The following is a 22023-nucleotide window of genomic DNA, read 5'->3' as shown; positions in this document are numbered from 1 at the left end:
CCAGTATCAGTGCATTTCCGTTTCTTTCCGGCCTATCGCTCACTTGCTGAGGCGATAGGCCTTGTGACAGCCGCCGCAACTGGCGCCGAGCGTGTTCATCGTGGCGCCCACGGCCGCAGGATCTGCCGGAAGCTGGGCGAGCGCGGTTTCGGCGTCAGTGGAGAGCTTGGCGGCGCGGGCTTTGAAGTCGTCCATGTTTTCCCAGATCTTCGGGCTCGCGCCCTCGTCGTTCGTCTCCGTGCCCGGCTTGAACTGATCGGGGAAAACCTTGGCCGTTGCGGCAATGGTTGTCAGCGCCGTCTTCACCGCCTCGGCGTCATAGGGCTTGGTGCCCTTGGCGATGGCTGCCAGCGCACCAGCCGAACCGCCGATCTGCTTCATCAAGGCAACGCGCGAATCATGGGTGCCGTCGGCGGCGGTCACCGAACCGACGGCCATCCCGGCCATCGCTACAGCCGCAGCTATTGCTTTCCAATTCATATTGCTCTCCCTTTTTCCTCGGCCAAGATGGCCGATGGCCAATCTGCACCGGCAGCATGACAAAATCCATGCGTCCTGGCAGTCACGTTTTGCCGGAGCATCATAAAAACAATGTGATAGGCCGTTCTCTGCTTTTATGCATGTCGTTATCCCGGAACCGCTGCACACTTCCGGGCGACATGCAGTGGCGCTCAAGCGCTTTTCCACCCCTGCCAGAGGCTGAAGGCGGAAACCGCAACCAGCAGCAGTCCGGCGAAGCGGCCGACAAAGGCCGTGACGTCAGGATTGGCGACGAGCAGGTCGCGGCTGCGGCCGGCCGTCATCGCCAGCGTGCCGTAGATGGCGAACTGGGTGACAACAGTCATGACGCCCATGATTAGCCCCTGCATCCAGATCGGGCCATATTCCGGCCTGAGGAACTGCGGGTAGACGGCAAACATGAAGATATAGGCCTTCGGATTGACCAGACAGGTGACAGCGCCCTGGCGGAAGGCCCGCCAGCCGGAGCGTGCGGTTCCCGGCTCGACCGCCTCGACGGTGATCGAACTGCGGATCAGCGAAATACCGATCCAGATCATATAGGCGACGCCGGCAAACAGCAGCACGTTGAAGAGCTGCGGCAACATGGTGACGAGCACGCCGACGCCGGCCGCGCCATAGGCCGAATGCACGGCGCCGCCGGCCATGATGCCGCCGGTCGCCGCCAGCCCGCGCTTGACGCCGCCGGTCAGCGAATTGGCGAGCACGAAGAGCATGTCCATGCCCGGCACGATGATGATGCCGAAGAGAAGGGTGAAGAAGAGCCAGAGGTTTTCATGGTAGTTCATGTCAGTTACCGCCTTGGGTTCTGCGGGCCGTTTTCAAAAGACCCTGATTGATTTCAATCCGATAGGCGGCTCTATACGCAAACCCAACTGACAGTGTATTGTCAGGAGCGTGACGGATGGAGAGGTAAAATGCGCAAGGCCTCGCGGCTTTTCGAGATCATTCAGATCCTCAGGCTGGCAAGAAAGCCGATGACGGCGGCTGTCATGGCCGAGACGCTCGAAGTGACCGTGCGTTCGATCTATCGCGACATCGCCGCGCTTCAGGCAATGCGGGTGCCGATCGAAGGCGGGCGCGGCATCGGCTACATCATGCGGCCGGGCTTCGACCTGCCGCCGCTGATGTTTTCGATCGAGGAGATGGAGGCGATCGTGCTGTCGCTGGCGCTGCTCGAACGCACCGCGGACGAGGAGCTGAAACAGGCCGCACGCCGGGTCAACCGGAAGATATCAGGCGCCGTGCCGGCGCCGCTGCGCCAGGCGATGGACAACAAAGCGCTTTACGCCTGGGGCTCGATCGCGCAGCCGGCAGGCTTCGACCTGGCGATCGTGCGCCGCGCGATCCGTGACGAACGCAAGCTGCTGCTCGGCTACCGCGACGAGCTCGGCCGCGCCAGCGAACGGACGATCCGGCCGGTCGCGCTGATCTATTATTCACAGACCGCCAATATCGTCGCCTGGTGCGAATTGCGCCAGGCGATCCGCAATTTCCGCAGCGACCGGGTGGAGCACTGCACGACAGCTGAGGATTTCTTCAAGGGCGACGGCGACCGCCTGCGGGAACTCTGGACCAGTGGATGGACGGAGAAACCGATCGCCGTCTAGCTATTCGACAATCGCGATTATTCAGAGCGACATGCCGCCCGAAACCTCGATGCGCTGGGCGTTTACCCAACGGTTGGCATCGCTCAGGAGGGAAGCGATCATCGGCCCTATATCGTCGGGCACACCGGCGCGGCCCAATGCGGTCATGGAGGCGACCGCACGGTTAATGTCCGGATTGTCCCGGACCATCCCGCCGCTGAAATCGGTTTCGATGGCGCCCGGGGCGACGGTATTGACGGCAATGCCGCGGGGGCCAAGCTCCTTGGCCATGTAGCGCGTCAGCACCTCGACTGCGCCCTTTATCGAGCCGTAAGCCGAGGCGCCGACCATGGCCATGCGGGCAAGACCGCTGGAGAGGTTGACGATGCGGCCGCCGTCCTCGATCACCGGCAGGAGCTTCTGCGTGAGGAAGAAGACCCCCTTGAAATGCAGGTTGTAAAGCTTGTCCATCTCCGCTTCGGTCGTCTCCGAAATCGGGGCGTGGTAGCTGGTGCCGGCATTGTTGACGAGAAAGTCGAAATGCTCACGCCCCCAGCCCTTGAGGATCTCGCGAACACTTTCGACAAAGGCATCGAACGCCGCCACGTTGCCGGCATCAAGTTGAAGTGCGGCGGCCTTGCGGCCCAGCGCCTCGATCTCAGCGACGACCTTCTCCGCCTCGTCGCGGTTCGAGTTGTAGGTCAAGATCACATCGACGCCGCTCCTTGCCAGATTGACGACCGTATTGCGGCCCAGGCCGCGGCTTCCGCCGGTTACGATTGCGATTTTCGAGGTTGAATTTTGGTTGGGCATTTCAGGTACTCCTGATGTTTTGATAGACCAGTTTATGCGCCGCAAGCCTGAATTCCTGAATGCCGAAACCCTGCAATTTCTTGCCTATTCCTCCAAACACCTTGCCCAGCCAGGCTGAGGGATTAAGATCATCCTCACCGGCGCGGCAGACCGACCCGGCGTTCATTGGAGACGAAGATGTCCGCAGATCTGAAGCAGGCGCTCAATGGGTACATGGATGCACATGGCGGAGGTGACGGGCTCTTTGCCACCGCTATTGACGGTTTTTTCCTGATGCGGTCCAGCACTCTCTCCATGCCGAAACCGGCGATCTACCGACCGGCACTCTGCATCATCGTCGATGGCGCCAAGCAGCTCATGTTCGGAGACCGCCTCTTCGACTACGAAGCGATGCAAGCGCTGATCATCAGCGTCGAGATGCCGGCCTTCGGACAGGTGACGAAAGCCAGTGCCGAACGGCCGATGATCGCCATCAACCTGGAACTCGACGTCACTATCCTGCGCGAGGTGCTGGAGGAGATGGATGCACCGCCGAAGCCGGCAGGCGACGGCGGGCCAGGTGTTTTCGTACAAGAATTCGGCCCCGAGCTGCAGGACTGCATACTGAGACTGATCCGGACGCTCGCAACGCCCAAAGCGATCCCAATCCTTCATCCGGCAATCATGCGAGAGATCAGTTTCTGGTTGCTTTCCGGAAAAAATGGCGATGAGGTCTGCAAGCTTGCATTGCCCGACAGTCATACGCGCCGCGTGGCCGAGGCCATCTACCTGTTACGCGGTAATTTTGCGGACGTCGTCCGGGTGGAAAAGCTTGCGGCGGCAGCCAGGATGAGCCCTTCCTCCTTCCATCAGCATTTCAAAATCCTGACCACGATGACGCCGCTGCAGTATCAGAAGCAGTTGCGGCTACTCGAGGCCCGGCGGCTGATGGTGACCGATGGGTTCAACGCAGCAAACGCGGCCTATCAGGTGGGTTACGAGAGCGCCTCCCAGTTCAGCCGCGAATATGCCCGCATGTTCGGGACACCACCGAAGCGCGACATCAGTGACATGAAGGCGATGCCGGCTGAGCCGGCAATCAGCTAGATGGACAGCGTGCGGCTCACCTCGCGGCCGAAGCCGCGGATTTCGATGCTGGAGGCATGGACCTCGACGATCGCGAAGGCGTTTTCCGTCTCGGTGTCGACCACGCCCTTGAAATTGACGAAGTGGCAGGCACCGGCCATGCCGTAATTGCCGACGTGGTCGTGGCCGTTGAGATAGGCAACGACATTGCTGCTGGATGCGAGCAGCGCGACGATACGCTCGCTGTCCCACATGCCGTGCTCTCCGGGCGGATGCACCGGATAGTGATTCATGACGATCACCTTCTCGCCGGCCGCAGCCGCTTTTGCGATTTCATCGCCAAGCCAGGCGAACTGCTCGTCGCTCAGCGCGGCATTCCAGCGATGGGCATTCCCGGCGCCCTTGGCCTGCAGCTCCGCCAGCATCTCAGCGGCAAGCGCCCGATGATGATGGCCCTCGGGCGGCGCGAAGATGCTGACCTCGTTGCCGTCGAGCACGATGAAGCGCCAGCCGTGGCGCAAGAAGCTGTAATAGGGCGATGGCATGCCGAGGCGCGCGGCGACTTCGGACAAGTGTCCTTCAGAGACCGAGAAATCGTGGTTACCAAGCAGGAAGAGCGCCTGGTGCCTGAGCGTCTGATAGACCGGCAGGATATCGTCGAAGCTTGAAAAGCCGCGGTCGATGACATCGCCGAGCGTCATGACGAAGCTCAGTTCCTCACCGTTGAAGACCTCGATCGCCGCGGCAACCTTGGCGAGGCTGTTGGCGTAATAGCGATCCATGGCCACATGCGGCGCGATCGCGGCATATTGCGGGTCGGCGATGATGCCGAAGCAGAACAGGGGAGAAGAGGAAGAAGACATGGGGCGTGATTAGGAGCGGCCGATGACAGGGATGTGACGGCTTCGTGTGAAAACGAAACACCCGGCGTTTGAGGCGCCGGGTGTAAAATTCTAAGAGGCTGACGACATCGCCGCCAGGGCGGCGAGCCTGATACCGCTTACTTCGTGGCTGCTTCGTAGCGTTCCAGGACATAGTCCCAGTTGATCAGGCTGTCGACGAAGGCTTCGAGGTACTTCGGGCGGGCGTTGCGATAGTCGATGTAATAAGAGTGTTCCCAGACGTCGACGCCGAGGATCGGGGTGGCGCCGTGAACCAGCGGGTTTTCGCCGTTCGGGGTCTTGGAGATTTCGAGCTTGCCGTTCTTGACGGAAACCCAGGCCCAGCCGGAGCCGAACTGGGTGGCGCCGGCAGTGGCGAAATCGGCCTTGAACTTGTCGTAGCCGCCGAGATCGGAGGCAAAGGCCGCTTCGAGCTTGCCCGGCAGCTTGTTGCCGCCGCCGCCCTTCTTCATCCACTTCCAGAAATGGATGTGGTTGTAGTGCTGGGCGGCGTTGTTGAAGAGGCCGGCATTGGTGCCGAAGGACTTCTTGACGACGTCTTCGAGCGAGAGGTCCGAAAGACCGGCTTCAGCGGCGAGCTTGTTGCCGTTGTCGACATAGGCCTTGTGGTGCTTGTCGTGGTGGAACTCCAGCGTTTCCTTCGACATGAAGGGAGCAAGCGCTTCGTAGTCATAGGGAAGTTCAGGCAATTCGAAAGCCATGTCAGATCTCCTCTTGGCAATAGATTGCGTCTCGGCAGGTGAGGCGGAACATAGGAGGGGAAAGGGGGAGAGGCAACCGGCGAATTATCAAAAAACGACTGGCCGGAGGAAAATTTGCCTCAGTTACAGGGTTGGAGTCGTGCGTAGAAATCGCCTGGGCAAATCAACGGGAATACCCGCCCCGAAAACCACTTTGCCTGATATGGAGATCAACGGAGACCCGATATGAACAGGAAAATAATCCAGCCTCTCGCTGCCGCCGCGCTGCTTTCGCTTTCAGGTGCGGCGCATGCCTCCTCCGATGACGCCTGGAAGCAGCTCGCCGCCGACGTCGAGGCCAAATGCAAGAAGGCAGCGGTTACGATCGAGAAGCCCAGCGCCACCGTCGATCCCTTCGGCAGCTCGCACTACGGGCTTGCCCTGGTGACCGGCAAGCCGAAAGGCGCCAAGGGGCGGATCGCCCAGATCTGTGTCTACGACAAGCAAAAGAAGACCGTCGAGATCGGCAGCGAGCTGGACGCCAAGACGCTTGGTCTCATGCCGGCAAAATAGGCCGCTATGAGGCTGCTCACCAAGCTGGGTTGTGCCTTGGGTCACATTTCTGGGGAACCGAAGGCTACGTTTGGGAGTTGAAAGCCTGGGCTTTAGGGAGGTGCGGCATGTCAGCGCTTCGCAGCAGGGCGGAAGAGCAGCAAAAAATCTATCAGCGCTGGGCACCGGTCTATGACCGGGTCTATCGCGGCATCCTGCGCGATGGCCACCGCAAGCTTGCAGCCCTCGCAGCCGCAGCCGGCACCGATATTCTGGAGATCGGCGTCGGCACCGGACTGACGCTTGGGCATTACCCGCATCACTGCCGGGTGACCGGCATCGACATTTCCGAACATATGATCGCCCGGGCACGCGAAAAGGCGAAACGCGAAAACCTTGAGCAAGTGCAGGCGCTGGAGGTGATGGATGCGCATGCTCTCACCTTTGCCGACCGGTCTTTCGATGCGGTCTGCCTGCCATTCGTCATCACGCTCATCCCCGAACCCGAACGGGCGCTTGACGAATGTGCGAGGGTGCTGAGGCCGGGCGGCGAGATCATCCTTGCCAGCAAGCTTGGCGATGGCGCCGGTCTGCAGGGCGCGATCGAGACGGCGGTGGCGCCGCTGGTGCGTCACATCGGCTGGTCGTCGGCCTTCCGCATTCACCGCATCGTCGCCTGGGCGGAGCGCCGCGGCGATTTTGCCGCTACCGATATTCTTCCGGTCTTTCCAAACGGCTTCTTCAAGATCGTCCGGCTGAAGCAGCGCGGACTTGCCGGCTAAGAGCGGAAATTTTTTCCCGCGTCGCTTATTCTGATGCTACCGTTCGTCTGAGGGAACTGCATGACATCGGATATCTTCTTTTTCATCGTCGTGGGTTTCTGCGCGCAGATCGTCGACGGCGCGCTCGGCATGGCCTTCGGCGTACTGTCGACGACGAGCCTTCTCGCCTTCGGGGTCCCGGCGGCCAATGCCAGTGCCATGACGCATGTGGCGGAAATGTTCACCACCGCCGCCTCGGGCATCTCGCATGCCTATCATCGCAACGTCGACTGGCGCCTGGTGGCGCGGCTTGCACCGGCCGGCATGATCGGCGGTGCGATCGGCGCCTATCTGCTGGCCAATATCGACGGCAAGGTGATCGCGCCCTTCGTATCGGCCTATCTGATCGCGATCGGACTGGTGATCCTCTACAAGGCCTTTCGGCCGCCGCCGAAGCGGGATGTTCGCGACTGGATCGTGCCGCCCGTCGGGTTCTGCGGCGGCGTGCTCGATGCGATCGGCGGCGGCGGATGGGGGCCGATCGTCACCAGTTCGCTGGTCAGCCGCGGCCATGACCTGAAACGGGTGATCGGCTCGACCAATTTCACCGAATTCGCCGTGACGCTGACGATTTCCCTGACCTTCATGCTGACGCTCGGCTGGTCGGAGCTCAATTCGGCGATCGGCCTGATCATCGGCGGCGTCATCGCTGCCCCCTTCGGCGCGATCCTCGTCAAACGGCTGCCGGTGCAGCCGCTGATGGTGGCGGTCTCGATGATCATCATCGGCACATCGGCAATGCGGCTCCTGTGAAGACAGGGCGATCACCATGCCGGCCGGGGTTACAGATTCCGGCCGAAATAAACATCCACGGAGGCGATCTTGTCGCCGCGGAAGCGAAAGCTCTCGATGTTGCGGAAGCTGCCGCCATCCCGTTTTTCGGCACGATAGCGGATGACCGCCTCGTCGCCTTCGATCGCCAGGAATTCGATGTCAAAGCCGCGGAAGACCGGCTCCTTCGGCCAGCAGCGCTCGAAATAGGTCGCCCGGTCGATGTGGTCATCGCGCGGACTGGAAAAGGTGAAATCCTCCGTCAACATGGCGCCGACGATATCCTTGCGGTCGTCGAGATAGGCGGCGTAGAGATGACGGACGGTCTGCTCTCGGGATGTGCGCATGTCGCTCATGGCAATGTCCTCGGATTAACCGATTGCATCATGCAATCGGTCGTGTGTAGCACTTTTGCCCGAGAGGGTCCAGATTGCGGCTCTCATTTCCAAAGACAGGTCACCGATGCGAAAGCGCCGTCTTGAAGGATGGGCCATAGCGCGGTTATATCAGCGCGTGCCCGCCCTGTAACGGCGAGCGCATGCACCACTACGGCCTATGCGCTCGACCTCGAAAAGCTCGATCTTCAGGACACATTCACCCGCGCCGATCTGATCGCCGCGGCAAAGGACACATCGTTTTATCAGGCGCGCGGAACTTCGCCCGCGCGATCCATGCCGAGGCCGAGAGAATGACCGATACGCAATTGGACGCCGCCAGCGCCAGGCCGGGCTCGATCCACTGGAGGCGCAATCTCACCATCTCGCTGATCGGCTCCTTCACCACCATCGTGGCGATGACGCTGCTGCTTCCCTTCCTGCCGCTCTATGTCGAGGAACTCGGCGTCAGCGACCATGCTGACATCGTGCAATGGTCGGGCATTGCCTATGGCGCCACCTTCTTCGCCGCGGCTCTCGTCGCGCCGCTCTGGGGGCGGCTCGGCGATATTTACGGCCGCAAGCTGATGCTGGTGCGCGCCAGCCTCGGTATGACGCTGGCGATCTCGCTGATGGGCATGGCCGGCAATGTCTGGCAGCTGGTGGCGCTGCGCCTCTTCGTCGGGCTTGCCGGCGGTTATGCCTCCGGCTCGATGGTGCTGGTGGCGACGCAGACGCCGAAGGACCGTTCGGCCTGGGCACTCGGCGTGCTCTCTTCCGGCATCATGGCCGGCAATCTCGTGGGGCCGCTGATCGGCGGTGCGCTGCCGCCCATTATCGGCATCCGCGGCACGTTTCTCGCCGCCGGCGGCATGATCTTCCTCGCCTTCCTCGCCACGGCCTTCCTGATCAAGGAAGAGAAATCGCCGGCCCGCAAAAAGGCGGCCAAGGCCAGCGGCGGCTGGAAATCCATCGCCGACAAGCGGCCCGTCATCGCCATGCTGGCGACCGGCATGCTGCTGATGTTTGCCAATATGTCGATCGAGCCGATCATCACCGTCTATGTCGCGCAGCTCGTGCCCTTGGAATCCCAGGTGACGATGGTATCGGGCATCGTCATGTCGGCGGCCGCCCTCGGCAGCATCCTGTCGGCCTCATGGCTCGGCAAGCTCGCCGACAGGATCGGCCACTGGCCGGTGATTTCAGGCGCGCTCGCCGTCGCCGGGCTGCTGCTGATCCCGCAGGCCTTCGTCACCAGTTCCTGGCAACTGATCATCCTGCGCTTCCTGATGGGCGTGGCACTCGGCGGGCTGCTGCCCTGCATCGCCGCGGTGATCCGCCACAGCGTGCCTGATAGTGCGGCCGGCAGCATTCTCGGGCTTTCGATTTCCTCGCAATATGTCGGCCAGGTGGCTGGCCCTATCCTTGGCGGTTTCGTCGGCGGCCATATCGGCATGCGGGCGGTGTTCCTCGGCACCTCCGTGCTGCTTGTCGCAGGTGCGGCCTATGCCTGGGTGGTACGGCCGAGGGATGCGGAGACTCGGGACTCGACCTAAGGATTATTGGCACTCCCGCAGATCAGCTCGACGCCTGACCGGGCAATCGCTTCCAGCGTCTCGCGGCTGTCGCCGGCGCGGGCGCGGACGGCGAGCGAATGCATGATGGCGGAGGCGAGCCTGGCAAGCATCTGCGGATCGGCGCTTTGGGGAAGCTCGCCCCTTTCCACGCCAAGGCGCATGCGCTTTTCGATCTCGTCGTCGAAATCGTTGAGGCTGCGGCCGAGCACTTCGCGGACCCGCTCATGCTGGACCGCCTCGGCCGATGCCGTGCCGATCAGCAGACAGCCGCGGGCGGCGGTTTCACCATGCAGATAGATCGCCAGCGCACCGGCATAGACGCGGGCGATATTGTCGCGAAGCGGCAGTGACGGGTCGAGCGCCTCGGCGAGCGTATTCATGCCGTCCTGCCGATAGCCCTCCAGCGTATCGAGGTAGAGATCCTCCTTGTCGCCGAAGGCGCCGTAGAGGCTCGGGCGGTTGAGGTTGGTCGCAGCGCTCAGATTGTCGAGCGAGGCGGCGGCAAACCCCCTATCCCAGAAGACATCCCGCGCCTTGCCGATTGCCGCCTTGGCATCGAAGGCCCTCGGGCGGCCGCGCTTCTTCTCGTCTTTCATATTTGTACCGCTTCGCATTAAATTCTTGACGAGAGTTATTTTATGCGAAACAGTACAGATATTCAACACTGTCGGCCGGCGGCATAGACCGCCTCCGCAAGGGGAGGAAACCGCAATGAAACTTTACATGCACGCAGCCGCCTGTTCGCTTTCGCCGCACATCATTTGCCGGGAGCTGGGGCTCGATATCGAGCTCGTCCAGGTCGACCGGCAGACCCACAGGACGAGCGACGGCGAGGATTACCTTGCGATCAACGGCAACGGCTATGTGCCGGCGCTGATGCTCGACGATGGCAAGGTGCTGACAGAGGGGCCGGCCATCGTCCAGTTCCTCGCCGACAGCGTGCCCGAAGGGGCAGCTCTGTTGCCTGAGGTCGGCAACATCCGCCGCAACGAGGTGCAATCCTATCTCAACTTCATCACCGCGGAGCTGCACAAGCCGATGGTGTTGCTCTTCAGTCCGATTTATTCCAGCGTTCATGGGGAGGTCCGCGCGCTGATCTCGAAGCGGCTGGCCTGGCTGAACGGTCGCCTTGCCGGACCCTATCTCACCGGCGATGCGTTCACGGTGGCGGATGCCTATCTCTTCGTCTGCCTGAACTGGTCGCCCTGGACCGACATCGATCTCAAGCAATGGCCGGCGCTGCACGGCTTCATGGCCCGCGTGGCGGCACGACCGAAGGTGCGCGAGGCGCTGCAGGCCGAAGATCTCGAGGCCTTCGATGCCGACGGCGTCTATTTCGCGCCGCATGCCTATCTCGCTTCATCAGGACGAACAGGAGAGCCGGTCAGACCGTAAATCCCCAGCTTGCGCCCGCGCATCCCGCGCTTGGGCGACCGTCAGAGCGCGCTGACCGCCACCGGCAAAGCGCGCTTGTGAGCAGTCGCCCGATAGGCGGCGAGGATGCGGCGGCGGGCGATCTCGCCGACCGGCTTGCCTTCGAGGAAATCGTCGATCTCGTCATAGCTGACGCCATAGGCCTCCTCGTCGGGGCGCAGCGGCCGCTGGTCCTCGAGATCGGCGGTCGGCACCTTGAACACCAGCTCGTCCGGGGCGCCGAGCCGCTTTGCCAGCAGGCGGACGCGGCGCTTGTTGAGGCCGGCGAGCGGCAGGATATCGGCGGCGCCATCGCCGAACTTGGTGAAGAAACCCATGACCGCCTCGGCCGCATGATCGGTGCCGATGACGAGGCTGCCAAGCGCCCCGGCAAGAGCGAACTGGGCGATCATCCGCTGGCGCGCCTTGATATTGCCGAGGATGAAATCCTGCCGGCCGGCATCGGCAAAGGCGAGGCCGCCGTCCTGCGCGGCGGCAAGCATCGCATCCGCCGGCGCCTTGATATTGACCACCATCGAGCGGTCGGCGCCGATCGTTTCCAGCGCCCTTCCCGCATCCGCCTCATCCGCCTGGACACCGTAGGGAAGGCGCACGGCAATGAATTCGGCCGCATGGCCGCTGTCACGCAGCTCGCGCACCGCCTTTTGAGCCAGCAGCGCCGCCGTCAGCGAATCGACGCCGCCGCTGATCCCGAGGACGTAGCCGCGCATGCCCGAGGTGACGAGATAATCCTTGAGAAAAGCGGTTCGCCGTTCGATCTCGCGCTCAGGGTCGATATCGGCGGCGACACCCAGTTCGCGGATGATCTCGCCTTGTTCGTCGAACAGCACAGTCATAAGCCTCTTCCTCCCTGCTTACGGAATTTCGGCGCCACTATGGCGAAAAGATGGGGGAAGACGAAACCGTTTCGGGCAGACCTGCCATGCATTTTATGCAAGTGGGCGGTTTGGTATCTCGGTGGGTGCAGCACCCCCTCTGCCCTGCCGGGCATCTCCCCCACAAGGAGGGAGATTGGATGGGCGCGGTGGCTTCCCCAAACAACTGGCCGTCACATGAATCGTAAATTTGGGGCGAAGCATGGCTTCTTGCCGATCTCCCTACCTGTGGGGGAGATGCCCGGCAGGGCAGAGGGGGGTGGCGTCGCGCACCTACCGCACGATCGTGAACAGCTCCACCGGATCAGCAAAACCCTTCAGCCTGTGCGCCCCGACCGACACCACATCCCCTGCCCCGGCCTCGTCGCGAAACGGCGCCGACATCAGCACGGCCTCTCCGAGTTCGCTGCAGGCGGTCTGGATACGGCTGACCAGATTGACGTCGCCGCCGATCAGGGTGAAATCGAGGCGGCGGCCGGAGCCGACATTGCCGTAGCTGACCTCGCCGTAATGCAGGGCGATGCCAGCCTTCACGCCGATGCCATCATATTGGAAATGGTCGATCTCATCGAGGATGGCGCGGGCCGATGCCAGGGCGGCACCGCAGGAATGGACCGCGTCGTAGCCCGGGAAGAAGGCGAGCACGGCGTCGCCCATGAATTTCAGCACCTCGCCACCCTCGCGGGTGATTGCCGGCACGATCCTGTCGAAATAGGCGTTCAGCAGGCCGAGCACGGTGCTGCCGGGCAGCCGGTTCGACAGCTCGGTAAAACCGCGCAGATCGCAGAGCAGGAGTGCCGCCTCCATCGATTCGATCTGGTCGCGGCGGATGCGGCCGGCCAGGATGCGGCTTGCCGTCAGCGGGCCGATATAGGTATCGAGCAGGCTGAGCTCAACCTGGCGCAGAATGCGCAACTCGCTGGTGTTGCGCAGCGCCGGCAGGATGCGCTCGATCACCTGACGCTCGGAGGCGGTGAATCCGCCCGGCCGCCGCGTGCCGAAGACGGCGGCGCTGACCGGACCGTCGACATTGCAGAGCGGCGCGATGACGAGCTGCATCAGGCCGCGATCGGCGAAGACATCGATATGCTGCCAGCGGCCATGCACGCTTTCGCCGGTATCGACGACCAGCGGTTCGCGGGTTTCCATGACCTTGCGCAGCGGCGTATTGGCGATGGCGACCCGCGCGCCGTGTTCGCGGTCGTGGATCTCGACCGGCTCGCCCGGCGCCCAGGCGATGGTGCGGCCGATGAATTCGGGATGCAGGGTCATCAGATGCAGGGTCAGACGGTCGACCGGCAGGCCGACCGCCTGAAGCCGGCGGCCAAGCCCGGAAACCAGGCCTGCTTCGTCGAGCACGTGGCATTCGTCGCCGGAGAGCCATTCGATGATGGAGAGCAGTGCGCCGACACTGACAGAATGGCCGGCTGCCTTGGGCTGGAGTCTGTCGGTATCCGGGGCATAGATCGCAGTTGTCATGGCTTTTTCCTCCTTAAGGGAGGCGGGGCACTAGTGAGCGCCGCCGCCGGAGAGTTGACCGGGTTTTCTGAGAAGTAGGCTTGCAAGCAGGGCGACGACGAGGGCGACGCCGAGCAGGAAGAAGGTGTCGCTGAAGGCCATGATATTGGCCTGCTTGCGTATTTTGAGCGCGATGGCGACGACGGCCTTGTGGCTGGCGAGCGCCTGATCGCTGACACCGTGGCTCATGAAGTAGCCGGTGAGCCTGGCGATGCGATCGCGGGTGGCTTCCTCGAAGACCGAGACCGAGTTGGTCAGGATGTTCGAATGGAACTGTTCGCGCTTCGACAGGAAGGTCTGCAGCGAGGCGATGCCGAAGGCGCCGCCGAGATTGCGCATCATGTTGAAGAGCGCCGAAGCCGAACCGGCATTCTCCTGCTCGATGCCTGCGGTGGCGATCGCCGAAAGCGGGGTGAAAACGAGCGCCTGACCGATGGCGCGGACGATGTTCGGCCAGAACAGTTGGTCGGTGGCATAATCGCCGGTCATGTGCACGTTCATGAAGTTCGAAGCGGCGAAGAGGGCAAAGCCGACGACGATCAGCAGGCGCACATCGAACCGCTTCATCAGCTGCGGCACCAGCGGGATTAGCAGCAGCTGCGGGATGCCGGTCCAGGCGAGAACCATGCCGATCTGCTCGGAATTATAGCCCTGGATGCGGGTGAGATAGATCGGCAGCACGAAGACCGACCCGTAAAGCGCAATGCCGAGCAGGAAATTGGCAACAATGCCGAAGCCGAAGTTGCGGCGCACCAGCAGGCGAAGGTTCAAGAGCGGATTGGCGGTCTTCAGCTCGATGATCAGGAACAGCGTCAGCGAGACGGCGGCGATAACAGACAGGCGAACAATGAAATCGGAGCCGAACCAGTCTTCCTTGTTGCCCTCTTCCAGCACGGTCTGCAGGGCTGCAAGGCCGATCGCCATGGTGACGATGCCCGGCCAGTCGCCCTTGGCGAGCAGCTTCAGGTTCATCGGTCCACGATCGAGCGAGGCCCAGAGCATGCCGACCATCAGCGCGCCGGGCACCAGGTTGACGTAGAAGATATATTCCCAGCCCCAGTTCTCGGTAAGGTAACCGCCGATCGTCGGGCCGATCGCCGGCGCGAAGGTGGCAGACAGGGCAAAGAGCGCAAGGCCGATCGGCTGCTTGGCCTTGGGCAGCAGCGTGATGATGATCGTGAAGGCCATCGGGATCAACACGCCGCCGGAAAATCCCTGAATGGCGCGCAGGATGATCATCTGCTGCAGATTGGCCGCGAAGGCGCAGGCGACGGAAAAGATGAGGAAGAGGATGGCGTTGGTGAGCAGGTAATTGCGGAGCGAGAAGACCCGCGCCAGCCAGGCACTGAGCGGAATGACGACGATCTCGGCGATCAGATAGGAGGTCGAAATCCAGCCGCCGTCATCCGTGCCGGCGCCGATCGCGCCCTGGATATCGGCAAGCGAGGCGTTGACGATCTGGATGTTGAGGACGGCCATGAAGGCGCCGAGCGTCGAACCGACAACGGCTGTCCACATGCGCAGCGGGCTCATGACGGCAGGTGCCACAGGCGCTGCGGCGGCGGGGCGCGCCAGCGAATTGCCGTTTGCGGCGATCTGAAGAGTGGCCATGGCTTATCTCCTTCCAGCTCTCGCGGGAAACTTTCTCATGACGGGGTTCGGGTGATCATTCAGGGAATGATCGGGATCATTCGGGAATGATCGGGATAATTCGGGAAGCAAAGGAAGGATCATCCAGCGTGGCTGGATAATCCCTCTTTGGCCGCCCCAGAGGCTTGGGCAGGCTTGGTCTCGGCAGCTTGGGTCTGGGCAGCCTTGGTATCGATTTCGGGCTCGACCGACATGCCCGAGCGCAACAGGCCGCTCAGAGCCTCGTCGTCGATGACGATCTTGACCGGGATGCGTTGGACGATCTTGGTGAAATTGCCGGTGGCATTGTCCGGCGGCAGCAACGAAAATTCGAGGCCGCTTGCCGGCGAAACGCTGTCGACATGACCTTTGATCGAGATGTCGGGAAAGCTGTCGACCTTGATCTCGACCGACTGGCCGGGGCTGATATAGGTCAGCTGCGTTTCCTTGAAATTGGCGACGACATAGACCGCATGCAGCGGCACGACCGCCATCAGCTGCGTGCCCGAGGTGACATACTGGCCGACCCGGATAGATCGGGCGCCGACCGTGCCGTCAACGGCGGCGACGATATCGGTATAGGAGAGATTGAGCTCTGCCTGCTGGGCGGCGGCGGCCGCACGGTCACGCTGGGCAACCGTCTGCTCACGCTCAGTCTGAAGCACCGGCACCTTATTCTGAGCCGTGACGAGGGCTGCCCGGTCACGCTCGACGGCGGCGGCGGCCTGGTCACGGGCCGACTGGGTCTGCTCGGCGCGAGACTGGGTGCCGGCGCCGTTGGTGATCAGGCGGGCCGAGCGGGCGGCATCGGATACGGCAAAATCCAGCGATGCCTGCGAGGCATCGATCGTCGCCCTCGCCTGCTCGATCACCGATTGCTGCAGGGAGATCTGGGCGTCGATATTGGTGATGGCGGCTTCAGCCGCCTTCACATCGGCCTTCGCCTGCGACAGTGCGGCCTGGAAGTCGCGGTCGTCGATGCGGGCGAGAACCTGGCCGGCCTTGACCGCGTCATTGTCGTTGACCAGCACCTGGCTGATATAGCCGGCGACCTTCGGAGCGACGGTGGTGTAATCGGCCTTCACATAGGCATCATCGGTGGATTCGATGAAGCGGCCGACCGTCCAGTAGCGGTAGCCGAAATCGCCTGCGAAAGCGACGCCGCCAAGCAGCGCGGCGGCAAGGACGGCGCGCTTGACGATGCGGCGGCCGGTCTTTTTAGGCGCTTCCGCGACCGGTGCTTCGGCGACCGACGCTTCAGAGACGGGCATGGGGGGCGCCTCGGCGGCAGGCGCCCTGGCGGCTTCCTCGGCCAGGATCTGCTCGGCCTGCCTGGCACTTTCGAAAACTTGCCTGTGGGGTAACTCGACCATCGTCATTCTCCTTCACCGTTGGCCTCCTCTGTGAAAGGCCATGTTCGATGAGACGGAAAATGCACCCTGACATTTATTTTGATAATCTGCTTAAATCGGGAAGGATCATCAACTCTCAGCGGATAATCCGAGGGCAATATGGATCGGCTGACAAGCCTCACAGTCTTTGGCCGGGTGGTGGAATGCGGTGGTTTTTCCGCCGCCGCGCGCCGGCTCAACATGTCCGTCACCATGGTCGGCAATCACGTGCAGTCACTGGAGGACCGGCTCGGCGTGCGGCTGCTGAACCGCACGACGCGCAAGGTCAGCCTGACCGAAACCGGCAAATATTACTATGAGCGCTCTTTGCAGATCCTGGCCGAGCTGGAAGAGGCGGACCGGACGGCAGGCGCACTGAGCACGACGCCGCGCGGCACGCTGAAGGTCTATACCAGCAGCGCCATCGTGCGTTTCCTGCTGCCGGTCGTCGGCGAATTTATGGAACTCTATCCGTCGATCTCACTCGATTTCAGCGTCGGCGAGCGAATGGTCGACATGATCGAGGATGGCTACGACCTGGTGATGCGCACCGTACCGCCGCCGGATTCGTCGCTCGTCGCGCGCAAGCTGACGCCCTGGCGCCATATGCTCGTCTGCTCGCCGACCTATTTCGAGAGCCATCCGATGCCGAAGACGCCGGCCGAGGTTGCCGACCACAATTGCCTGCAATATGCCTATTACCCCTATGGCGACGAATGGCGCTTCGAGGATGGCGACGGCAACAAGGAAAGCGTCAAGATCAGCGGCAATGTCGTCTCCAACAGCGCCGAGATGCTGCGCTTCCTGACGCTGACCGGGCGGGGCATCTTCCTGGCGCCGAGTTTCGTGGTGTTCGACGACATCGCCGAAGGGCGGCTGGTGAAGATCATGCCGGACTACCGGCCGGTGGAATTCAACATCAACGCGGTCTATCCCAACCGCAGCCATCTGCCGACGAAGGTGCGGCTGTTCATCGACCTCTTGGCGGAGAGATTTGCGGAACATCGGAAGTGGATGACGTGAGGGTGCGCTCCGGGTAGCTCTGCTCTCACTTTTTTTGCGAATGGGCTCGGGTGCAGGCGGCCATGCCTCGCCCTAATTTGCGATTGATGTGACGGCCAATTGTTTTGGGAAACCATCGCGCCCGTCCAATCTCCCTCCTTGTGGGGGAGATGCCCGGCAGGGCAGAGGGGGGTGGATGCAGATCTCAATTCTGCGAGAGGCGACCTCTCCAGCCCTGCGCTTGCGCTCCGGGCGTTCGCATCTGCAATCGATTCACTGGATCGATTGCTTCGGCTGCGCCGAACCGCTGCTCACTCTTCGCTCTCGCTGCGGCCGAAGGCCCAGTCCATGTAGAGTTCCAGCGCCTTGCGGGTGACCGGGCCTTCCTGTAGGTCGCGGCCGTCGAGGCGGGTGACGCCGACGACTTTGGAGTAGTTGCCGGTGGTGAAGATCTCGTCGGCCTGCATGAAATCCTCGACGGAGAACGCTGCTTCATGCACGTCGAAACCGGCCTTGCGCAGCAGGTCAATAACGCGAGCCCGCGTAATGCCGGCAAGGAAGGTGCGGTTGGCGGCGGGCGTCATCACCACGCCGTCCTTGACCATGAAGACGTTCGAGGAGGCGGTCTCGACGACATTGCCGTTCAGGTCGCGCACCAGCGCATTGTCGAAACCGCGGCTGCGCGCCTCGGCGATCATGCGGCCGCTGTTTGGATAGAGTGAGCCGGTCTTCGCCTCGGTCATCGCCGTTTCCGGCGACGGGCGGCGATAGGGCGAGACGGTGAGGCTGGTGCCGCCATGGCCGCCCATCGGCGCCTCGAACAGGCAGAGCGCGAAGCGGGTCGATTCCGCGTCGACGGCGACGACGCTGCCGGGCGAACCGTGTTCGCCCCAATACATTGGCTTGATATAGATCGCCGTCGCGCCATCGAATTTCGCAACACCTTCCCAGGCGAGCGCTACGATCTCCTCGGCTGATTTCACCGGCTTCAGGCCCATGGCGAGCGCCGAGCGGTTGATGCGCTGGCAATGCAGGTCGAGATCCGGCGCGATGCCATCGAACCAGCGGGCGCCGTCGAAGACCGTGGAGCCGAGCCACATGGCATGCGACGTCGGCCCTATCAGCGGCGGATTGCCGGGGAGCCATTCTCCATCGACATGAGTCCAGGTGGTGGAACGGGGTGATGTATCGACGGCCATGATGGTTTCCTCCTGAAGCCGGAGAAGGAAAAACCGCCGCGGCAAGCCGGGTCAAGGACAAATCCCGAGCGAAAACACGGAAGCAAGAAAATGCCGGGGAATGGCGCCAGGCCGCAATATTCGTGCGCAGCAACGGCAGCTTCATCGATGGGTGCATCAGCAAAAATGATGGAATGGAATGTTGGAATGGCTGGCTGCCGCATGCGATGATGGGCGCAACAGCGGATAAGCAGCAAGGGAAGACGCCGATGAAAGCCATGTTCTACGAAGCCTTCGAACAGGCGCCCGAAATCCGCACCGTTGCCGATCCGACACCGACAGAGGACGGTGTCGTCATATCCGTCGGGGCCAGCGGGCTCTGCCGCAGCGACTGGCACGGCTGGATGGGGCACGATCCGGATATCCGGCTGCCGCATGTGCCGGGACATGAGCTTGCCGGGCGGATCGTCGCCACCGGCCGCGGCGTGATGCGCTTCAAGGTGGGTGACCGGGTGACCGTGCCCTTCGTTTCCGGCTGCGGCCATTGCGGGGAGTGCCATTCAGGCAACCAGCAGGTCTGCCCGAACCAGTTCCAGCCGGGCTTCACCCATTGGGGATCGTTTGCCGAATATGTGGCGATCGACTATGCCGACACCAATCTGGTGCACCTGCCCGATACGATCGACGATGCGACGGCAGCAAGCCTCGGCTGCCGCTTCGCCACCTCGTTTCGCGCCGTCGCCGACCAGGCGCGCACCGGGCCTGGCGAATGGATCGCCGTGCATGGCTGCGGCGGCGTCGGCTTGTCGGCGATTATGATCGCCACGGCGCTCGGAGCGAATGCGATCGGCATCGACATTTCCGAGGAGAAGCTCGCCTTCGCCAGGGAGTGCGGGGCGGTGGCGACGGTCAATGCATCCGGCGTCTCCGACGTGGCGGAGGCAGTGCGCGAGATCACCAAGGGCGGCGCGCATGTCTCGATCGACGCGCTCGGCCATCCCGTCACCTGCTTCAACTCGATCAAGAATCTGCGCCGGCGCGGACGGCATGTGCAGGTGGGGCTTATGCTCGGCGAGCACGCGACGCCGCAGATTCCAATGGCGCAGGTGATCGGCCACGAACTGGAAATCTACGGCAGCCACGGCATGCAGGCCTGGCGCTACGACGCCATGCTGTCGATGCTTTCGGCCGGCAAGATCGCGCCGCAGAAGCTGATCGGACGCCGCATCAGCCTCGAGGAGGCCGTGCCGGCGCTGATGGCGCTCGACAAAGCTGAGGCCACGGGCATCAGCGTGATTACGCGGTTTTCATAAGGCGACTCCGCCTCCCGTCCATAGCGAGCACGGGAGGGAGCAAAGCGCCGCCGCTGTCCTCTTCTCCCCAGCGGGGAGAAGTGCCGGAGCGATAGCGAGGCGATGAGGGGGTGAGCGGCAAAGCCGCGAATGCGCTGAGCGCAAGCGAAGGGCAATAATAAATGTTCTGCCGTGCGGCCCCCGCGTCCGCCCTACGGGCACCTTCTCCCCGAGGGGAGAAGAGGGAGCCAGGCCGCTTTGCAACGACCCTTATTCAGCCACGCCAATCGAGGCGAGATAGGCAGCGGAGGCCGGGATCTTCGACTTGTCCTTGATCTCGATGATTAGGCGCGGATTGCTTTCGAGTTTGGCAAGGGCCCTAAAGACGGCGTGCCAGTGGATCGAGCCTTCGCCGAGGCTCCAGTGGCGATCGGCATATCCGTCGGCATCTTGCAGGTGGACATGCTGCAAGCGATTGCCGGCGGCCTTGACGTAATAATCGACCGGCGGAGCACCGGTATGGCCATGGGCATAATGGGCATGGCCGGTATCGATCGAGACGGCGACGGCGGGTGAGTTGAAGCTCTCGGCAAGCGCCACGCGACTATGCGGATCCTTGTCCTCGATGTTCTCGATGACCATGGTGCAGCCGATATCCTCGGCGCGCCTGACGGCGTCGCGCAGGGTCATGTGCGTGCGCTCGACCAGAGCTTCGCGGGCGCCGGTATTGTCGTCGAGGTTGTTGTAGGACCAGGACGTATAAGGGCTGTGGATGACCATATGCGTCGCGCCGATGGCGGCGCAGACATCGAGGCCCTGCAGCAGGCGCCGGGTGACGACGGCGCGGATATCGGGATCTTCCGAGGCGATGGTGAAGCCCCAGAACGGGCCGTGAATGCCGAGGCGGCCGCCATGACCGTCGAGAAGCCGCCTGGCGCGGGCGGCGAGCGGCGCCCAGTCGCCGTTGAGAACCTCGGCATCGACGAAGCTCTGCAATTCGAGATCGCGGGACTTTTCGAAGAGCCAGTCGCGGTGAAGTTCGACTTCATCGAGCGTCATGGCGGCGCCGACGACGGGAAGAGAGGACATGGATGCGCTCCATCAATGTGAATGATCAATGTGAATGCCGGGACGGCGTGGAAGGACGGCTCCAAGAACGGCCGCCGCGTTCTATGCGCCCCTTCTATGTCGGCGGTATTACAGGCGCCGAGCCTTTAGAACCCTCCGGCCTCAGTCATTTCCGCATAGCTGATGCGACATTGGCGGACCTTGCGGAAACGCCCCGAAGTACCGATATCGGCCCCGACAGTCTCGTGACGCAGTGGCGCGCGAGCGGCGCTGAACCCCTGGCAACGGAGCCGTTTGTTCATCGCTTCGGCCGATGTCCCGCGCTTCTTTGAACGCGTTCGGCGATGTTACCCCCAACGACAGGGCGGGTTGTCAAAGGCGTCGCAAAGGTCTAACGGCTGCGCCCGCAAGAAAAAGCCCATAAGAAGAAGCCCTGTAAGAAAAAGAAAGAGACATGATGTCCAACTCATTTGTGAAAATGCCTGCGAGCGACGAGTCAAAGCGTTTTTTCGTCCTCGGCGACCGGGTCGAGCGGCGGGTTAGAATCAGCGGAACCTGGCTCAATATCTTCGACGTCACCGTGCCGTCAGGCAGCCGGACGCCGGAACATGCGCATGCGAGCCCGGAAGTGTTCCGCATCCTCGAGGGAAAGCTGACGATCTGGCGCCTGAGCGATAGCGGTCCCGAAGAGATCGAAGCCGGCGCCGGCGACATCGTCACGATCCCGCCCTTCATGGTGCACGGCTATTCCAACCGCGGAACCGTCCCCGTGGTCTTTTCCGCGGTCGTCGATCATGAGATGGCCGAGTTTATCGAAGCGGAAGGCACGACCGAGCCACCGAAGGCCAGCCCTTCGGCGGAAACCATCGCTCGCATGACTGCGGCCGCCAATTCGTACGGGATCACCATCCTCGCGGCATGATGGCGTGAGTGCGTGATGCCGTTTTCGGACGACATCATGCGTTCCCTCCTC

24 protein-coding genes are annotated in these 22023 nt (G+C 62.5%); 10 read left to right on the top strand and 14 right to left on the bottom strand.

Features of this window, described 5'->3' with window-relative positions; all coding sequences use genetic code 11:
- Positions 1 to 39: 39 nt before the first annotated feature.
- Both RLCC275e_RS04915 and RLCC275e_RS04910 read right to left on the bottom strand, forming a co-directional pair.
- Positions 40 to 480 (bottom strand): c-type cytochrome, encoded by a 441-nt coding sequence (locus RLCC275e_RS04915; protein WP_003557742.1) that lies wholly within the window; start codon positions 478 to 480, stop codon positions 40 to 42.
- Between the two features lie 191 nt (positions 481 to 671).
- Positions 672 to 1307: a LysE family translocator gene (locus tag RLCC275e_RS04910; protein WP_017993395.1), complete on the bottom strand. Its 636-nt coding sequence runs from the start codon at positions 1305 to 1307 to the stop codon at positions 672 to 674.
- 129 nt (positions 1308 to 1436) lie between these two features.
- Between RLCC275e_RS04910 and RLCC275e_RS04905 the strand changes: the two genes are divergently transcribed.
- Complete coding sequence (locus RLCC275e_RS04905) at positions 1437 to 2129, top strand: helix-turn-helix transcriptional regulator (protein ID WP_033180589.1); 693 nt, start codon at positions 1437 to 1439, stop codon at positions 2127 to 2129.
- Between the two features lie 21 nt (positions 2130 to 2150).
- Here RLCC275e_RS04905 and RLCC275e_RS04900 read toward each other — a convergent pair whose 3' ends face one another.
- Both RLCC275e_RS04900 and RLCC275e_RS04895 read right to left on the bottom strand, forming a co-directional pair.
- Entirely contained in the window at positions 2151 to 2921 is a 771-nt protein-coding gene (locus RLCC275e_RS04900) for an SDR family NAD(P)-dependent oxidoreductase (protein ID WP_033180590.1), read from the bottom strand.
- A 1-nt stretch (position 2922) separates the two neighbouring features.
- Positions 2923 to 3087 carry a hypothetical protein gene (locus RLCC275e_RS04895; protein ID WP_165403635.1) on the bottom strand — a complete coding sequence of 55 codons (165 nt, stop codon included), beginning with the start codon at positions 3085 to 3087 and terminating at the stop codon, positions 2923 to 2925.
- An 11-nt stretch (positions 3088 to 3098) separates the two neighbouring features.
- On the opposite strand from RLCC275e_RS04895, the gene RLCC275e_RS04890 reads away from it, so the two are divergent.
- Entirely contained in the window at positions 3099 to 4007 is a 909-nt protein-coding gene (locus RLCC275e_RS04890; protein ID WP_033180591.1) for an AraC family transcriptional regulator, read from the top strand.
- Here RLCC275e_RS04890 and RLCC275e_RS04885 read toward each other — a convergent pair.
- Positions 4004 to 4849: a metallophosphoesterase gene (locus tag RLCC275e_RS04885; protein WP_033180592.1), complete on the bottom strand. Its 846-nt coding sequence runs from the start codon at positions 4847 to 4849 to the stop codon at positions 4004 to 4006. The genes RLCC275e_RS04890 and RLCC275e_RS04885 overlap by 4 nt on opposite strands.
- 137 nt (positions 4850 to 4986) lie before the next feature.
- Entirely contained in the window at positions 4987 to 5589 is a 603-nt protein-coding gene (locus tag RLCC275e_RS04880) for a superoxide dismutase (RefSeq protein WP_033180593.1), read from the bottom strand.
- Positions 5590 to 5814: 225 nt separating this feature from the next.
- On the opposite strand from RLCC275e_RS04880, the gene RLCC275e_RS04875 reads away from it, so the two are divergent.
- From RLCC275e_RS04875 to RLCC275e_RS04865, 3 genes are all read left to right on the top strand, one after another.
- Positions 5815 to 6141: a hypothetical protein gene (locus RLCC275e_RS04875; RefSeq protein WP_130707407.1), complete on the top strand. Its 327-nt coding sequence runs from the start codon at positions 5815 to 5817 to the stop codon at positions 6139 to 6141.
- Between the two features lie 107 nt (positions 6142 to 6248).
- Positions 6249 to 6902, top strand: a complete 654-nt coding sequence (locus tag RLCC275e_RS04870) for a class I SAM-dependent methyltransferase (protein ID WP_033180594.1) — start codon at positions 6249 to 6251, stop codon at positions 6900 to 6902.
- A gap of 60 nt (positions 6903 to 6962) precedes the next feature.
- The gene (locus RLCC275e_RS04865) at positions 6963 to 7694 is read left to right on the top strand and encodes a sulfite exporter TauE/SafE family protein (RefSeq protein WP_033180595.1); all 732 of its coding nucleotides are present in this window, start codon (positions 6963 to 6965) and stop codon (positions 7692 to 7694) included.
- A 29-nt stretch (positions 7695 to 7723) separates the two neighbouring features.
- Here RLCC275e_RS04865 and RLCC275e_RS04860 read toward each other — a convergent pair whose 3' ends face one another.
- Positions 7724 to 8068, bottom strand: a complete 345-nt coding sequence (locus tag RLCC275e_RS04860; RefSeq protein ID WP_003557720.1) for a nuclear transport factor 2 family protein — start codon at positions 8066 to 8068, stop codon at positions 7724 to 7726.
- 332 nt (positions 8069 to 8400) lie between these two features.
- Here RLCC275e_RS04860 and RLCC275e_RS04855 point away from each other — a divergent pair, with 332 nt between their 5' ends.
- Positions 8401 to 9642 (top strand): multidrug efflux MFS transporter, encoded by a 1242-nt coding sequence (locus RLCC275e_RS04855; protein ID WP_033180597.1) that lies wholly within the window; start codon positions 8401 to 8403, stop codon positions 9640 to 9642.
- On the opposite strand, the gene RLCC275e_RS04850 is transcribed toward RLCC275e_RS04855, so the two are convergent.
- Positions 9639 to 10259, bottom strand: a complete 621-nt coding sequence (locus RLCC275e_RS04850; protein ID WP_033180598.1) for a TetR/AcrR family transcriptional regulator — start codon at positions 10257 to 10259, stop codon at positions 9639 to 9641. The two genes, RLCC275e_RS04855 and RLCC275e_RS04850, sit on opposite strands and share 4 nt — an antisense overlap.
- A 115-nt stretch (positions 10260 to 10374) precedes the next feature.
- On the opposite strand from RLCC275e_RS04850, the gene gstA reads away from it, so the two are divergent.
- The gene (gene gstA / locus RLCC275e_RS04845; RefSeq protein WP_033180599.1) at positions 10375 to 11058 is read left to right on the top strand and encodes a glutathione transferase GstA; all 684 of its coding nucleotides are present in this window, start codon (positions 10375 to 10377) and stop codon (positions 11056 to 11058) included.
- A 41-nt stretch (positions 11059 to 11099) separates the two neighbouring features.
- Here the strand turns inward: gstA and nadE are convergent, their stop codons facing one another.
- The 4 genes from nadE to RLCC275e_RS04825 all read right to left on the bottom strand — a co-directional run bounded on the left by nadE (position 11100) and on the right by RLCC275e_RS04825 (position 16492).
- Positions 11100 to 11933, bottom strand: a complete 834-nt coding sequence (nadE, locus tag RLCC275e_RS04840; RefSeq protein ID WP_033180600.1) for an NAD(+) synthase — start codon at positions 11931 to 11933, stop codon at positions 11100 to 11102.
- Between the two features lie 312 nt (positions 11934 to 12245).
- Complete coding sequence (locus RLCC275e_RS04835; protein ID WP_033180601.1) at positions 12246 to 13451, bottom strand: adenylate/guanylate cyclase domain-containing protein; 1206 nt, start codon at positions 13449 to 13451, stop codon at positions 12246 to 12248.
- 30 nt (positions 13452 to 13481) lie between these two features.
- Positions 13482 to 15101 (bottom strand): MDR family MFS transporter, encoded by a 1620-nt coding sequence (locus RLCC275e_RS04830; protein ID WP_033180602.1) that lies wholly within the window; start codon positions 15099 to 15101, stop codon positions 13482 to 13484.
- Between the two features lie 119 nt (positions 15102 to 15220).
- Positions 15221 to 16492, bottom strand: a complete 1272-nt coding sequence (locus RLCC275e_RS04825; protein WP_033180603.1) for an HlyD family secretion protein — start codon at positions 16490 to 16492, stop codon at positions 15221 to 15223.
- Between the two features lie 138 nt (positions 16493 to 16630).
- Between RLCC275e_RS04825 and RLCC275e_RS04820 the strand changes: the two genes are divergently transcribed.
- Positions 16631 to 17533 (top strand): LysR family transcriptional regulator, encoded by a 903-nt coding sequence (locus RLCC275e_RS04820; RefSeq protein WP_033180604.1) that lies wholly within the window; start codon positions 16631 to 16633, stop codon positions 17531 to 17533.
- A gap of 290 nt (positions 17534 to 17823) precedes the next feature.
- On the opposite strand, the gene RLCC275e_RS04815 is transcribed toward RLCC275e_RS04820, so the two are convergent.
- The gene (locus RLCC275e_RS04815; RefSeq protein ID WP_033180605.1) at positions 17824 to 18711 is read right to left on the bottom strand and encodes a branched-chain amino acid aminotransferase; all 888 of its coding nucleotides are present in this window, start codon (positions 18709 to 18711) and stop codon (positions 17824 to 17826) included.
- A 248-nt stretch (positions 18712 to 18959) separates the two neighbouring features.
- On the opposite strand from RLCC275e_RS04815, the gene RLCC275e_RS04810 reads away from it, so the two are divergent.
- The gene (locus RLCC275e_RS04810; RefSeq protein ID WP_033180706.1) at positions 18960 to 20003 is read left to right on the top strand and encodes a zinc-dependent alcohol dehydrogenase family protein; all 1044 of its coding nucleotides are present in this window, start codon (positions 18960 to 18962) and stop codon (positions 20001 to 20003) included.
- A 249-nt stretch (positions 20004 to 20252) separates the two neighbouring features.
- Here the strand turns inward: RLCC275e_RS04810 and RLCC275e_RS04805 are convergent, their stop codons facing one another.
- On the bottom strand, positions 20253 to 21071 hold the full coding sequence (locus RLCC275e_RS04805) for a sugar phosphate isomerase/epimerase family protein (RefSeq protein WP_033180606.1): 819 nt from the start codon (positions 21069 to 21071) through the stop codon (positions 20253 to 20255).
- Positions 21072 to 21504: 433 nt separating this feature from the next.
- Between RLCC275e_RS04805 and RLCC275e_RS04800 the strand changes: the two genes are divergently transcribed.
- Positions 21505 to 21972: a cupin domain-containing protein gene (locus RLCC275e_RS04800; RefSeq protein ID WP_033180607.1), complete on the top strand. Its 468-nt coding sequence runs from the start codon at positions 21505 to 21507 to the stop codon at positions 21970 to 21972.
- Positions 21973 to 22023: the final 51 nt, after the last annotated feature.

The organism is Rhizobium brockwellii, assembly GCF_000769405.2.
GTDB lineage: Bacteria > Pseudomonadota > Alphaproteobacteria > Rhizobiales > Rhizobiaceae > Rhizobium > Rhizobium brockwellii.
This window is presented reverse-complemented; position numbering and strand designations above follow the sequence as displayed.

Coding starts and splice junctions, on each gene's coding strand:
- RLCC275e_RS04860 (WP_003557720.1), bottom strand. CDS start 8,068: ATGAGCGACATGCGCACATCCCGAGAGCAGACCGTCCGTCATCTCTAC.
- RLCC275e_RS04915 (WP_003557742.1), bottom strand. CDS start 480: ATGAATTGGAAAGCAATAGCTGCGGCTGTAGCGATGGCCGGGATGGCC.
- RLCC275e_RS04880 (WP_033180593.1), bottom strand. CDS start 5,589: ATGGCTTTCGAATTGCCTGAACTTCCCTATGACTACGAAGCGCTTGCT.
- RLCC275e_RS04905 (WP_033180589.1), top strand. CDS start 1,437: ATGCGCAAGGCCTCGCGGCTTTTCGAGATCATTCAGATCCTCAGGCTG.
- RLCC275e_RS04805 (WP_033180606.1), bottom strand. CDS start 21,071: ATGTCCTCTCTTCCCGTCGTCGGCGCCGCCATGACGCTCGATGAAGTC.
- RLCC275e_RS04825 (WP_033180603.1), bottom strand. CDS start 16,492: ATGGTCGAGTTACCCCACAGGCAAGTTTTCGAAAGTGCCAGGCAGGCC.
- RLCC275e_RS04885 (WP_033180592.1), bottom strand. CDS start 4,849: ATGTCTTCTTCCTCTTCTCCCCTGTTCTGCTTCGGCATCATCGCCGAC.
- RLCC275e_RS04900 (WP_033180590.1), bottom strand. CDS start 2,921: ATGCCCAACCAAAATTCAACCTCGAAAATCGCAATCGTAACCGGCGGA.
- RLCC275e_RS04890 (WP_033180591.1), top strand. CDS start 3,099: ATGTCCGCAGATCTGAAGCAGGCGCTCAATGGGTACATGGATGCACAT.
- RLCC275e_RS04870 (WP_033180594.1), top strand. CDS start 6,249: ATGTCAGCGCTTCGCAGCAGGGCGGAAGAGCAGCAAAAAATCTATCAG.
- RLCC275e_RS04875 (WP_130707407.1), top strand. CDS start 5,815: ATGAACAGGAAAATAATCCAGCCTCTCGCTGCCGCCGCGCTGCTTTCG.
- RLCC275e_RS04815 (WP_033180605.1), bottom strand. CDS start 18,711: ATGGCCGTCGATACATCACCCCGTTCCACCACCTGGACTCATGTCGAT.
- RLCC275e_RS04800 (WP_033180607.1), top strand. CDS start 21,505: ATGATGTCCAACTCATTTGTGAAAATGCCTGCGAGCGACGAGTCAAAG.
- RLCC275e_RS04895 (WP_165403635.1), bottom strand. CDS start 3,087: ATGAACGCCGGGTCGGTCTGCCGCGCCGGTGAGGATGATCTTAATCCC.
- gstA (WP_033180599.1), top strand. CDS start 10,375: ATGAAACTTTACATGCACGCAGCCGCCTGTTCGCTTTCGCCGCACATC.
- RLCC275e_RS04855 (WP_033180597.1), top strand. CDS start 8,401: ATGACCGATACGCAATTGGACGCCGCCAGCGCCAGGCCGGGCTCGATC.
- RLCC275e_RS04835 (WP_033180601.1), bottom strand. CDS start 13,451: ATGACAACTGCGATCTATGCCCCGGATACCGACAGACTCCAGCCCAAG.
- RLCC275e_RS04850 (WP_033180598.1), bottom strand. CDS start 10,259: ATGAAAGACGAGAAGAAGCGCGGCCGCCCGAGGGCCTTCGATGCCAAG.
- RLCC275e_RS04820 (WP_033180604.1), top strand. CDS start 16,631: ATGGATCGGCTGACAAGCCTCACAGTCTTTGGCCGGGTGGTGGAATGC.
- RLCC275e_RS04810 (WP_033180706.1), top strand. CDS start 18,960: ATGAAAGCCATGTTCTACGAAGCCTTCGAACAGGCGCCCGAAATCCGC.
- RLCC275e_RS04865 (WP_033180595.1), top strand. CDS start 6,963: ATGACATCGGATATCTTCTTTTTCATCGTCGTGGGTTTCTGCGCGCAG.
- RLCC275e_RS04830 (WP_033180602.1), bottom strand. CDS start 15,101: ATGGCCACTCTTCAGATCGCCGCAAACGGCAATTCGCTGGCGCGCCCC.
- nadE (WP_033180600.1), bottom strand. CDS start 11,933: ATGACTGTGCTGTTCGACGAACAAGGCGAGATCATCCGCGAACTGGGT.
- RLCC275e_RS04910 (WP_017993395.1), bottom strand. CDS start 1,307: ATGAACTACCATGAAAACCTCTGGCTCTTCTTCACCCTTCTCTTCGGC.